This is a genomic window from Paenibacillus sp. NPDC058174, assembly GCF_042883865.1.
Lineage (GTDB): Bacteria > Bacillota > Bacilli > Paenibacillales > Paenibacillaceae > Pristimantibacillus.
This window is the reverse complement of record NZ_JBHVUY010000005.1, coordinates 1-12144: the sequence shown is the minus strand read 5'-3', so window position 1 is coordinate 12144 and position 12144 is coordinate 1. Positions and strand designations below refer to the sequence as shown.

The following is a 12144-nucleotide window of genomic DNA, read 5'->3' as shown; positions in this document are numbered from 1 at the left end:
TCGTTGAGCCTTGGCTTGGCCCTGATGGGGACAACCGATGAAATTACCATTTGCAACGGGCTTTCCCGGTGTAGTAGTATTACAGGCGAAGTTCATCCCGTCTGGAGTGTTATCGTCATTGGAAACCGCACAAAATATGAACCGCAGCGTCAAACTTTTCACCACCCATGAGCTGCTTTTTATAATCGGCATTATCGGTATTTCGTTCTCGTCGATTTTCGTCCGCTGGTCGGAGGCTGACGTCGCTGTCATTGCGATGTACCGCTTGTATTTGACCAATCTTCTGCTGCTCCCCTTCGTCTGGAAATACCGCAGCAGCATGTTCCGCCTAAGCGCCCGGCAGTGGGGCTGGCTAGCCGCTTCAGGAGCTATGCTGGCGCTTCACTTTCTGCTCTGGATGGCCAGCCTCCGGCTGACGACCGTCGCCAGCTCCACCGTCATTCTTACGCTGGAGCCTGTTTTCGTCATGATCGGCTCTTACTTTCTGTTCCGGACAAAAGCGAACCGGATGATGCTGCTCGGCATGGGCATCGCCTTAATCGGCTCGGTCGTGATTGGCTCGGGCGATTTTGGACTGTCGCCGCAGGCGCTGCTTGGCGATTTGCTGTCGCTGCTTGGAGCGGCCGCTGTCGCCGTCCATATGCTGATCGGCAAGGAACTGCGCAAGGAAGTGAATGCCTTCGCCTATAATTTCTGGGTGTTTCTGTTCGCAGCAACGTCGCTGGCGTTGTACAACCTCGTCCAAGGCAACGCCTTCGGCGGCTACAGCGGCAAGGAATGGGGCATTTTTCTGCTGCTGGCGATCGTGCCGACACTGTTCGGCCACTATTTGTTCAACTGGCTGCTGCAGTACATGAAGGCTGCCGCCGTATCGATGTCTGTGCTCGGCGAGCCGGTCATCGCATCGCTGCTCGCATGGATGCTGCTAAAGGAGCCGCTGACCGGCTATCAGCTTGGCGCGGGACTGTTCATCCTGTTCGGCGTATGGCTGTTCATCCGTTACGGCAAAGAGAAGGAACCTGCTGAAGCCTAGAGTGATAGGCAATCTTCTTCCGCAACATGAAGCGTAACAGCCCACTTATGCTGCATGAAACGCATTCGCGCTTTTTCCGCTGCATGAAGCGGATGCAAGCCTGCCGCGTGTCTGGACAGGCATAGCGAATAGCCGTTTCTTGCAGAGGAAAGGCATTACGCGAATAGCCGCCTTTTCCCTGCAAAAGGCGGCTTGCTCCCAGTGCTCCATACCATGCGATAAGCGGCATTTACGCACCTACCGTTCAAAATGTAAAAGTGCATTTTGTTTCGTCGAAAATGGCCGTTTTTACGCTTCAAAATGCAAAAGTACATTTTGATCGGCCGGTTTTGCCTGAAATCGGCGTTTTAAGCCAAATCAAACTGCAGATTTGCATTTTGAGCAGCTTTTTGGGCGAAAAAAGCAAAATCAAAATGTACTTTTACATTTTGATGCTGCGAGCGACGGTATAGCGGTGCATAATGTTGGCTTCATGAGCAGCAGCATGGGCTTTTATGGACTTAATGATGCACATGTAGTTAGTTATATGGCACACGTAACAGAGGCCCGACGAGGTACATTTTGTCGATGTATTGTGTAACTTAACAACGCGCAACAGAGCTACCTACGCAATGTGTGACTTAACAACACGTAACGAAGTTACCTATGCAAGGACTCACTCTAAGAGTCTGCATACAGCGCTCCCCATGCCAAGCACAAAGAGGACCCATTCAACCGCTGTTAGCGGGAATGTGGTCCTTTTCTTTTGTGCAGCTCAGCAGAGTCTTAAGCGTAGTCGCCCGGCTGCGTTTTGCTCCGCATTGCCATGCCGAAATCGGTGTAGATCCGGTTGGTCAGGTCGATGCCGCGGCCTCCGGCGATATGATGCGCCAGTATTTGAAACGGAATGATGAGCGCAAGCGGCGCCTGGAATTCGTCAAGCTCGACGCCCAGCCCCAGCGTACGTTCCTCCGAGGAGGCCGCCAGCTTAACGGTATACGTATACGGCGTAATCCGGCTTTCATAGCTGCGCAGCAGCTCCAGCCGCTCCTTCACCGCGCTTTCCGTCTCCAGGAAAAAGATCCGGTGCTCCGGGTTCACTTCCAAGTACGGGCCATGCATGAATGCCTCCAGCTCGATACCTTGCGACGGCATCCGAACCGTCTCGCAAAACTTCGTCTCGATCTCCTTGATCGTGCCGACGGCAGGGCCGCTGCCCACAGCGGTAAAACGCGGTGCGCTGACGAATTCGGACTGGTAGCGGTCGTAGAACGCTTCCGTCCCCGCAATAATCGAAGGAATAGCAGCCGCCATTTTACGGAAACCAGCAAGCTGCCCCTCCACCTCCGCCGCCGTTGCTCTCCCTTTGCGTTCACCCAGATGAAGCCCTGCCAGCATAAGCGTCAACACGGTAGCTGTGAAGCCTTTCGTTACATATCCGACCCGCTCTTTGCCGCAGCCGATATCGATCGTCACATCCGCCGTTTCCGAAATCGCGCTTCCTATATCGCTCGCCAAGGCGATTGCGGCGATGTCCCGCTCCCCGCGCACGCGCTGCAAAGCGCCAATCGTCGAGGTGCTTTGCCCGCTCTGGGAAATGCCCAGTGCCAGATCCGTATAAGGCGACAGCCGATCGTAATGAGTGAAGTGGAACGGCTCCCTCACATCAATCCGGACATCCGCCCATTTTTCGATATAATATTTGGCGCTAAGCGCTGCATTATAGCTGGAGCCTGTGGCAAAAGCGAGCCAGTCCGTCTTGTCCAGCGCCGTTTCCGCGAAAGCGCGGACGTTGTCCGGATAGCTGGCCAGAATGCTCTCCACCATCTCCTGCTCCTCATGAATATAGGTCATCATCGTTGGCTTCATCATCGTGATCCCTCGCTTTTCTTATCATTGGCATAGAGATCGGCTACGATCGACAGCCATTTGCCGGCGTTGCCTGTCCATACCTCTTTGTAAGTCGCATTGTTGAATTGCGGCCAATAAGGCTCATCCTCATTGCCCCATGTTTGAATACCAACCGGGATTTCCCCCGTCATCTCTCCGCCAAGCACCGAATACTGCTGCGCGTAGCGGTAGCCTTCGCCATGCATAAGCGACTGGGCGAACGGGTTTTTCCCGACGATCCATTGAAGCTGTCCCTCTGCGATGCCAATCAGCTCCGCATCATTCAAGTAAGCACCGGCCAGCGAAGCCGCTTTGCCCGTCGAGAGCAGGATCGCATTGTTGCCCCGGAAGGAGAACCAAGCCGGGAAACGGCGCAAATAATAGGAGTCGTTCAGCTTAACGCCATGTCCCAGCTGCACACCATAATCCTCACGCGCCCGTTCATCCGTCAGCAGGTGCTGATAGCCGAAGCTTTTCTCATCGAGATGCTCGTCAACGTGGTAGATTCCGCTCGAAATCATCGGATAAGGCGCCGTATAGGCGGCCAGCTTTTTCAGATAATCACCGTAGCTTTCAATAGACGCCTGCCAGCGTCCGGCATCCTCATGCCCCGGCTGCGTCTCGCGAATCGCGGTCAGAGCAAGCAAATACAGATGCTCCCTAGCCTGATGATTGAAATGCTGTACGACTTTCTTGTCCGGATTGCGGTAAAAGAAACCGGCGATCGTCGTTCCGTCATCGAGCGAGAGACCCTCCTGTTCCTGGCTCTCCAACACGTAGCCGATAAATTTGGCCGCATGAACCGCATAACGCTCGTCGCCCGTCGAACGGTACAGCATCGAAGCCGTCCAAGAGGCAGTCGCCATATACAAGCTCTCCGAGCTTTGATAGGTGTGCTCCCAGAAAATCGGCTTCTGATCCATCCCGTGCTTCGCAAATTCGGTCATTGCGAATTCGAAATCCTCTTCCGCAAACCGCAGCAGCCGCTCGGACAGGGCCGGATTTAACGTCTTGAGCCGCTCATGAATATAGGCCTCAATGCCAGCCAGATAAAAATTCTCATAGGCCTGATTGTGAACGCGCGCCTCTGCGTCATCCATATTGCCGATACGCCCGTCCGTCCAGCGGGTAATGCCCGCACTGGTCGCACGATAGCCGTCGCCGAAGCGAGTCTTCAGCAGGAAGTCCAGTCCCCATTCGCCTTCCTCGATCAGACGCAAATACAAATCGCCGTCCAGCCCCTCAACCTTCTCCGCCATTTCAAAAAGCGCAAACGCCACTTCAGCCGTCTGGACGGTCTGCTGGGAAACGTCACCTGCATCATGCCAGCCGCCATTATAGGAAAGAACCGTTCCTTCATGTCTGGCAACGATATCGGCATGGCAGCTGCCGTGAATGCCTGGAACGGGATAGCCGCAGCGCTCGCAAAAAATGAAATTCAGCGATTTCCATACCGAGGACTGCCAGACTTCCGCTGCATTGCCAATCGCGAAATTTTCCGTACACAGCTCTCCCGCTTGCAGCCAGTAAAGACCGCTCTCCGAGAACGCGGAAAAGTCATACGTCTCAAACCGTCCTATTCCGGTATCGATATAGCCAACTGGAGCCGTATAAGCAATCTCGTCGCTTCCGGCATGCTTCAAGTAGAACTCACGTCCCGCACCCGCACTTGTTCCTCTACCCTCGCCCTTAGCCCCATCCGCAGCCGAAAAAGCCGTTTTCACACCGGATTGGTTGTAGCCGCTATGCGAGTAAATGATGTCGCCGGGCTTTGGCGTCCAGCCCTTCGAGATTTCATGACCGGCGACTTTCTCCAGCCTAGCTGCGCGCAGTGTCAGCTCCATCCGGTCACCCGTAGCACGGTCTTTTCCGTTCAAGTAATAGCCGACTTCCAGCTCGGTAACAGCATCTCTCGGCAGCTCGCGGATTTCCAGATGAATGACGTTCCATTGCCTGTTTTTCAAGTTGACGCCATGATAGCCTTCACGATGATAAATATCCGGTATCGCAATTTCGCCCTCATTCTTAAACTTCATGTACAAGTACGTATTCGGTACGCCGGGAAAATCCGGATAAACCTCGATCGTGATCCGGTTATACTCCTCCCAATTAGCGCGCTCAAACGTCTTAACCATTGATGCGATGCCGAAGTTGACGTAATCGCCGTCAGCAGGAGCTCCTTCCGGCCAATGCGGCATCAGCGTCGGTGAGCTTAACGTTACCGTCTGCTCTTCTGTGAAGATTAAATTACCTGGACCACGATGCACCCAGCCGGAGCTCTCCCCGGAGCCTTCTCCAATAAGCGTCAGCTCCGCCAGCACCGGCTCGGCCTTCTGCTTATGCTCCAACGAACGGTCCTCATACAGCGGCAGCGGCCGGTGAATATAACCGGACCTCACAATATCCTCCAATAGCTGCTTATCCATGACTTTTCATCTCCTCTCCGTGTCGTTGGCTAGCCCGCCAGCCGGCCAAAGCGGCACCTGCCAAGCCGACCTCTGTCGTCGCTTGCTTCGTCTGTACAAGAGGATGAGCAACAAAGCGCATCGTCTTCGGATTCAAATACGAACGAACCCGTCCGGCAAAATAATTATTTTTTACAACGCCGCCGCCCAGCACGATCGTATCCGGGTCACTGACCCGCACCAGATTCATCACTAGCGCTGCCAGCGCTTTGGCTGCATCCTCGCTCACCTTCAGCGCGAGCTCGTCGCCGCTTTGCGCTGCCTCGAATATCACCTCCGCAGCAACTCGTTCACTGCCTGCCGGTTCAGGCAGCACGGTTCCCGGATACTGGCTTCTGAGGGCCGTCACCCGTTCATGCAGGCCCAAGCCCGATGCGATCCGCTCTACGCAGCCTTTGCGTCCGCAGCCGCATGCAACATCGCTGTCCATGGAAACGACCATATGACCGATTTCTCCCGAGTTAAAGCTGGCGCCATTCACATATTGCCCTTCTGCTACCACGCCAGCAGCTATACCTGTACCGACGTTGAGGTAGATGAAGTTTTGCGATTCTTTGCCCCAGCCAAATTGCTGTTCCGCTTTCGTGGCGCAAGCGACGTCGTTGTCGATGCCGCAAATCAGTCCGTAACGCTGCTCAATGATGCCTCGTACATCAAGCACCTCCGTCTTGCCCGGCTCGATTTCGATCCATATGCCCCGCTGCTCATCCACCCGTCCCACGAGACCGATGCCGATCGCGAGCTGTTTTTCCGCTTGAAGTCCTATAGTTAGACTATAATCGTCTATTGCCCGCATAATGGCTGCCAGCGCAAACGACTGTGTTGTCGTATCACTGGGATAGGATTTGATGCCCAGAACTTCCCCGCCCGGCGTCACCTCGCCCACAACGATGCTGGTTCCCCCGAGATCGACCGCCAGGACGGATTCCGTAATCTCTTTAATCAAAGTGATGCACCTCCTGATTGATTTGGTAACGTTACCAAATGAAATGATAAAGAATGCTGTTACTGCAAACATTATCAGACGAAAAATAGACTGTCAATCGTTATATTTCACGTCATTAACAGCTATTTCATCTATCCGCATTCAAAACACCAATCATTCACCATTCAATTTGGTAACGATACCAAATTCCTATTGCAGTCATCCCCAAGTTGCGCTAGAATCGAAGCATCGGCTAGCAAGCTTAAAGGATGTGGCATTTTTGAAAAGCAAGATTACCATTACGGAAATTGCCGAGAAAAGCGGCGTCTCCGTCTCTACCGTATCGCGGGTGCTGAACAACAGCCCTTCCGTCTCGCCCAAGAAACGGGAGCGGATTCAGCAGGTTATAGACGAATACGGCTATACACCGAGCATTTTCGCCAGAGGCATGATTAATCATAAAACGAAAAACATCGGGGTCATTCTGCCCGACATTACGAATCCTTACTTCGCCTCCCTCTTCCTGCAGGTGGAGAGCTTTGCGCTCAAAAATCAATATGCGACGCTGCTGTTTAACACGATGTTCTCACGGAACGCCGACCGTTATGACGAAACCATTGCAGAAGAGGATTATTTCAAAATCATTCTGGAGAAGCAGGTCGACGGCGTTCTCATACTAGGCGGCCAAATCGACAAAGAAGACGTCCCGGCCTCGTTCGTCGAAGCGCTCAACCAGCTCCATCGGCAGGTGCCGGTCGTCATTATGGGCTCCAAGATCGAGGACTGCAGCTGTCTGTTCGTAGAGCGGAATTTGAAGCAGGGCGTAACGTCACTTGTCCATCACTTCATCGCGCTGGGCCATGAGCGTATCGGCTTTGTCGGAGGTGAGCCGGGCATTCGCATCACGACGTCGCGGATAGAAGCTTTTACACAGTCAATGAAGGCGCTTGGCCAAACCGTGCATCCTTCTTACATCGTACCGTCCGATTATTATGCGCCCGACGGCTATGAAGCCATGATCCGGCTGCTGGACAGCAATCCAGACCGTCTCCCAACCGCCGTTATCGCCATGAACGATATGGTTGCCATCGGCGCTATGCGTGCGCTGAAGGACCGCGGACTGTCATGCCCGGAGCAAATTGCCATTGCGAGCTGCGACCAGTTCCAGCAGAGTAATTACAGCATTCCGCGCTTGACCTCAATGGACCAGCATAATGAATATCTAGGGCGAATGGCCGTACTGCAATTAATCAGCGCCATCAACGGCTCGGATGAAACGATCAGCCTCAACCATTCGCCGGAGCTGATCGTTCGCGAGTCTTGCGGCGCTGCTAACAGACGATGATACTTCCGATTTTAACAACCTGTTAACCTGCAAAAAAAAGAAGCCGCCGGCATAATGCCAGCGGCTTCTTTCATTTGCTCTTCCCTAGAGCAGCGCAAATTTCTGCTAATCGTTCAACTCCCGGACAAAAGCGAGCGCAGTCTGCATTTTATCCAAATAAGCAGGCTCGTTGCCCGAGCACATAAAGCTGACGCGTCCGGTACCGTTATGCGCAATGCCGGATCTGGTCAGCAAGGCTGACAGCCTGCGAACCGTGCCAGCATTGCCGTCAACAATCTGAATATGCGGAGGCAGCAGCTCCCGCAGCACATTTTTGTAAAAAGGATAATGCGTGCATCCAAGCACGATAATGCCGTAATCGTCCAAATTATAATCTGCCAGCTTCTCGCGGAAATATTGCGCCATCACTTCTTTATCAAACTGCAAATTCTCGCAGTAACGAACCAGCTCCGGAAGCGGCAGCGAATCGACGATGCCGCCCTCGTCCACACGTGAGACGAGCGCATAATATTTTGGCAGCTGAAGCGTAAGCGGCGTCGCGAATACGAGCACTCTTTTGCCCGTAGCATGGTTCATCTCTACTGCAGGCTTCACAGCCGGCTCCATGCCGACGATAGGCAGCGAGTACACCTCTCTCAGCTCATTCACCGCAATGCTTGTCGCCGTATTGCAAGCAACGACAAGCGCGTCGATCCCCCGCTCCATCATCATGCTGACGGAATCCATTACGTAAGCTTTAACATCATCTTTCTCTTTCGTGCCATAAGGAACATGAAGCGTGTCCGCCATATACAAATAATCCTGTGCAGGGAGCCGCCGCAGCGCTTCGGCTAGCACCGAAAGGCCGCCGATCCCCGAGTCGAAAAAACCGATTGTCATCGTATCATCGATTCCTAACCTATGTAGTCGCAAACTCTATTCCAGCATATTACGAATACGTCCATCCGGCAAGACCCGACTATGGCAATTCCCGTTCCAAATAAGGGGATTTGAAAATTCTAATTTAATTGTGAGTGTTAAAAGCTTGTACGTCGGCCATCAGCGGCATGCCGTCCTGCGCTCCGAACTTCGTCACTGCAAGCGCCGACACCTTCGATGCCAGTGCTGCAGCTGCCTGAATATCATCTCCGATCGACAGCGCATAGGCCAGTCCGGCATTATAGGCATCACCCGCTCCCGTCGTATCAACGACTGGCACCGTGTAAGCTGACTGGGAATGAAGCTCCCCGCCGCGCTGCTTGAATACCGCACCGTCTCCGCCAAGCGTCGTTACAACTGTATCCGGCCCCATTGCCAGCATGGCATCCATCGCTTGCTCCAGCTCGCCCTCGGAAGCTTTGAGACCTGTCAGCAGCTCAAGCTCGGAGCGATTAGGCGTGATGACATCGACGCAATCGAGCAGCTCTTGCGGCAGCTTTTGCGCTGGAGCCGGGTTGAGAATGACCCGTTTGCCATGTTTCTTCGCCAGCACCGCTGCGGCTGTCACCGTCTCCAGCGGAATTTCGAGCTGCAGCAGCACGGTATCCGCTGCCGCAATGACCGGTTCGAGCGCCGCCGCATGCTCCGGCAGACACTGCGCATTGGCACCCGGCACGATAACGATCATGTTGTCGTCAGGCGATACCATAATGGAGGCAATGCCCGTTGACTCTCCCTCTAATTGCCGTACCTGGCTGTGATCGACACCGCTGCGATACAGCGATTCCAGCAGTTCCTTGCCGAATGCATCGCCCCCGACAGCCCCTGCCATCGTCGTACGTGCGCCAAGACGGGCCGCCGCCACGGCTTGATTGGCCCCTTTTCCGCCTGGCACAAAGTGCGCCTCGCGGCCAGTCAACGTCTCTCCATGCACCGGGAACCGATCCATTTGGACAACAATATCCATATTTAAGCTTCCTATTACTACAATATGTGGCTGATTCATTTTATCTCGCATCCCTTCTGCTTCCGTAACAACTGCTTGTATGTACAGCTTCATAGTACGAATGCCGCTAATGTTTGTCAAACTCGCTGTCTTGCGCATAGCTGTTCATTTTACCCGGTTTCGATCAAAGCTATCATTAAGGAGCCTCGTTCCCATTCCTGTTTCTTCCTCTATTCTATCAGAACATGCTTCAGGGATTGTATGTTACACTAGAATCAACATGACAGATGGTAAGGAGACATGCGCGAATGAAGCTCGTATCTTGGAACGTGAACGGCCTGCGGGCCTGCGTCAACAAAGGATTCATTGAATATTTTAAAGAAGCGGATGCCGATATTTTCTGCGTACAGGAGACCAAGCTGCAAGAAGGTCAAATCACTCTGGAGATTGGCGAGGAGTACGAGCAATTCTGGAACTATGCGGAGAAAAAGGGCTACTCCGGTACTGCCGTTTTCACCCGGGTGAAGCCATTGTCGGTAAGATATGGCTTGGAAGAAGACTACGAATCCGAGGGACGGATCGTCGCTCTCGAATTCGAAGGCTTTTACCTCGTTAATGTATATACGCCGAACGCCCGGCGCGATCTCTCAAGGCTGGGACTGCGTCTGGAATGGGAGGACCGGTTCCGCACCTTTTTGCTAGAACTAGATAAGCAGAAGCCAGTTATCGTCTGCGGTGATCTAAACGTCGCCCACGAAGAGATCGATCTGAAAAATCCGAAGCCAAATCTCGGCAACTCCGGGTTTACACTGGAGGAACGCGGCAAAATGACCGAGCTGCTGCAATCCGGCTTCACCGATTCCTTCCGCCATCTCCATCCCGAACGGACGGACGCCTACAGCTGGTGGTCCTACATGCCGAAGGTACGGGAGCGGAATGTCGGCTGGCGCATCGATTATTTCCTCGTTTCTTCTCAGTTGCAGCCTGCTATCATGAGCGCGGACATCGAGCCTCATATTACTGGCAGCGATCACTGCCCGGTGACGCTTACGATTGAACTATAATTTTGTATGGATGGACAGCTCCGGTTATAATGCCGGGCTGTTTTTTTTATTTGCCTACTTATTAAGTAACCAAATCTTCTGGCCCCCCTCTCCCGATCATTTCAGTGGACATCTCAAATGATATTTGTTATCATTCATTTGATAATGATTCGCAATATCATGTATTGTGTGAATCGAAACGGCATTCAATTGATAAACTGGAGGGTTTCACCTGTGCAAAACAAAAAATCTTTACTCACTCTCGCCGCTTTGCTGCTCGTGCTGACGGCCATCGTATCCGCCTGCGGATCGAATAATTCAAAGGGCAACACTTCCACCAACAACAGCGGGAACACGGCTGCGCCGGCGGCAACTAACGCTCCCCCAGCCGAAGGGCAATTCCGCACCTATAAAACCGATAAAGGCGATATCCAAATCCCGGTTAAGCCGCAGCGAATTGTTACGGACTACTACGGCGGCGAGCTGCTGTCGGTAGGCGCGAAAGTAGTTGGCGTAGAGCCAACTACGTTCGATAATCCGTTCCTGAAAGATATGCTGAAGGATGCTAAAGAAGTAGGCGCGCCAATCAATGCGGAAAAAGCGCTTGATCTGAAGCCTGATCTCATCGTCGTGATGTACGACGAAAGCTATGAGGCGCTTTCCAAGATCGCCCCTACGCTTCATATCCCATATGGTACGACCAGCAACATTTCTGAAGCCGTGAAGCTGTTCGGCGACATCGTTGGCGCACCGGAGAAAGCCGATGAATTCCTCGCCAATTTCGATAAAAAAGCAGCGGAAGGACGCGAGAAGCTGAAAGGCATCATCGACGAGAACGCAACCTTCGGCTTATATGAGCTGACTGAGAAAGGCGAGCTGTGGGTATTCGGCGACAACGCCGGACGAGGCGGCCAAGCGGTATATAATGCATTGGGGTTAAAAATGCCGGCCAAAATATCCGCAGATAAAGCAACGACGCAGCTTTCCCTTGAAGTGCTGCCGGAATATGCAGCCGACTATATGTTCTTGACAACTTACGATCCAGAGAAAAAAGGCGAAGAGATCGAGAAGCTGAAAAACTCCCCCGTATGGAAAAATCTCGACGCGTCGAAGAACAACACGATCTTCTACAATGATTTCGACACCTTCTATCGTTATGATCCGATTGCGATTACCGGCCAAATTGACATGATCGTCGATATGCTGATCGCTAGAAGCGAAGAGAACAAAAAATAAAGGTTGTTAATACAAAGAGGCCGTCCGATAGGACAGCCTCTTTGCTTTAAGGAAGAGCTTTTCTACCTCTCCCCTCCATACGTTTTGAACGCCGGCGTTTGGCCGGGTACCGCCTGCCGCCCCTCTGTACCCGCCATAAATGGTCAACATGCAAAAATACATTTTGAAAGCCTCAAAATGACCCAAAACCGCCCTCAAAATGCAAAAGTGCAGTTGAAATCGCAGAATTTCATTCAAACGAGCCGTTTTGGGCCAATCAAAATGCACTATGCAATTAGAATAATAAGTGGACACCTCTTAAGTGTAGAAAGATAATAAGGTTAACGAGGAGAGGTGTTCGGTATGGAAAAGCAGCCACGTAACA

General features: G+C 52.7%; 9 protein-coding genes. 4 read left to right on the top strand and 5 right to left on the bottom strand.

Features of this window, described 5'->3' with window-relative positions; translation table 11 throughout:
- Positions 1-136: 136 nt before the first annotated feature.
- On the top strand, positions 137-1033 hold the full coding sequence (locus ACFVVF_RS22090) for a DMT family transporter (protein ID WP_387814754.1): 897 nt from the start codon (positions 137-139) through the stop codon (positions 1031-1033).
- Between the two features lie 765 nt (positions 1034-1798).
- On the opposite strand, the gene ACFVVF_RS22085 is transcribed toward ACFVVF_RS22090, so the two are convergent.
- From ACFVVF_RS22085 to ACFVVF_RS22075, 3 genes are read right to left on the bottom strand one after another with little or no spacing between them, the layout of a single operon-like run.
- On the bottom strand, positions 1799-2881 hold the full coding sequence (locus ACFVVF_RS22085; protein WP_387814753.1) for an SIS domain-containing protein: 1083 nt from the start codon (positions 2879-2881) through the stop codon (positions 1799-1801).
- Positions 2881-5328, bottom strand: a complete 2448-nt coding sequence (locus ACFVVF_RS22080; RefSeq protein WP_387814331.1) for a glycoside hydrolase family 9 protein — start codon at positions 5326-5328, stop codon at positions 2881-2883. The genes ACFVVF_RS22085 and ACFVVF_RS22080 overlap by 1 nt, the downstream gene beginning before the upstream one ends.
- Positions 5321-6313, bottom strand: coding sequence for an ROK family protein (locus tag ACFVVF_RS22075; protein ID WP_387814329.1), 993 nt, complete (start codon positions 6311-6313; stop codon positions 5321-5323). Before ACFVVF_RS22075 ends, ACFVVF_RS22080 begins: the two co-directional genes overlap by 8 nt.
- Before the next feature lie 259 nt (positions 6314-6572).
- Here ACFVVF_RS22075 and ACFVVF_RS22070 point away from each other — a divergent pair, with 259 nt between their 5' ends.
- Positions 6573-7637 (top strand): LacI family DNA-binding transcriptional regulator, encoded by a 1065-nt coding sequence (locus ACFVVF_RS22070; RefSeq protein WP_387814327.1) that lies wholly within the window; start codon positions 6573-6575, stop codon positions 7635-7637.
- Positions 7638-7742: 105 nt separating this feature from the next.
- Here the strand turns inward: ACFVVF_RS22070 and murI are convergent, their stop codons facing one another.
- Both murI and rbsK read right to left on the bottom strand, forming a co-directional pair.
- The gene (gene murI / locus ACFVVF_RS22065) at positions 7743-8516 is read right to left on the bottom strand and encodes a glutamate racemase (protein WP_387814325.1); all 774 of its coding nucleotides are present in this window, start codon (positions 8514-8516) and stop codon (positions 7743-7745) included.
- A gap of 124 nt (positions 8517-8640) precedes the next feature.
- A complete protein-coding gene (gene rbsK, locus ACFVVF_RS22060; RefSeq protein ID WP_387814751.1) occupies positions 8641-9561 on the bottom strand; it encodes a ribokinase in 921 nt (306 codons plus the stop codon).
- Positions 9562-9809: 248 nt separating this feature from the next.
- Here rbsK and ACFVVF_RS22055 point away from each other — a divergent pair, with 248 nt between their 5' ends.
- Both ACFVVF_RS22055 and ACFVVF_RS22050 read left to right on the top strand, forming a co-directional pair.
- Positions 9810-10565 (top strand): exodeoxyribonuclease III, encoded by a 756-nt coding sequence (locus ACFVVF_RS22055; protein WP_387814323.1) that lies wholly within the window; start codon positions 9810-9812, stop codon positions 10563-10565.
- A 213-nt stretch (positions 10566-10778) separates the two neighbouring features.
- Positions 10779-11780 (top strand): ABC transporter substrate-binding protein, encoded by a 1002-nt coding sequence (locus ACFVVF_RS22050; protein ID WP_387814321.1) that lies wholly within the window; start codon positions 10779-10781, stop codon positions 11778-11780.
- Positions 11781-12144 lie beyond the last annotated feature (364 nt).

Excerpts from the sequence above, each read along its gene's own strand:
- ACFVVF_RS22090 (WP_387814754.1), top strand. The coding sequence starts at position 137 with ATGAACCGCAGCGTCAAACTTTTCACCACCCATGAGCTGCTTTTTATA.
- ACFVVF_RS22085 (WP_387814753.1), bottom strand. The coding sequence starts at position 2,881 with ATGAAGCCAACGATGATGACCTATATTCATGAGGAGCAGGAGATGGTG.
- ACFVVF_RS22080 (WP_387814331.1), bottom strand. The coding sequence starts at position 5,328 with ATGGATAAGCAGCTATTGGAGGATATTGTGAGGTCCGGTTATATTCAC.
- murI (WP_387814325.1), bottom strand. The coding sequence starts at position 8,516 with ATGACAATCGGTTTTTTCGACTCGGGGATCGGCGGCCTTTCGGTGCTA.
- rbsK (WP_387814751.1), bottom strand. The coding sequence starts at position 9,561 with ATGAATCAGCCACATATTGTAGTAATAGGAAGCTTAAATATGGATATT.
- ACFVVF_RS22055 (WP_387814323.1), top strand. The coding sequence starts at position 9,810 with ATGAAGCTCGTATCTTGGAACGTGAACGGCCTGCGGGCCTGCGTCAAC.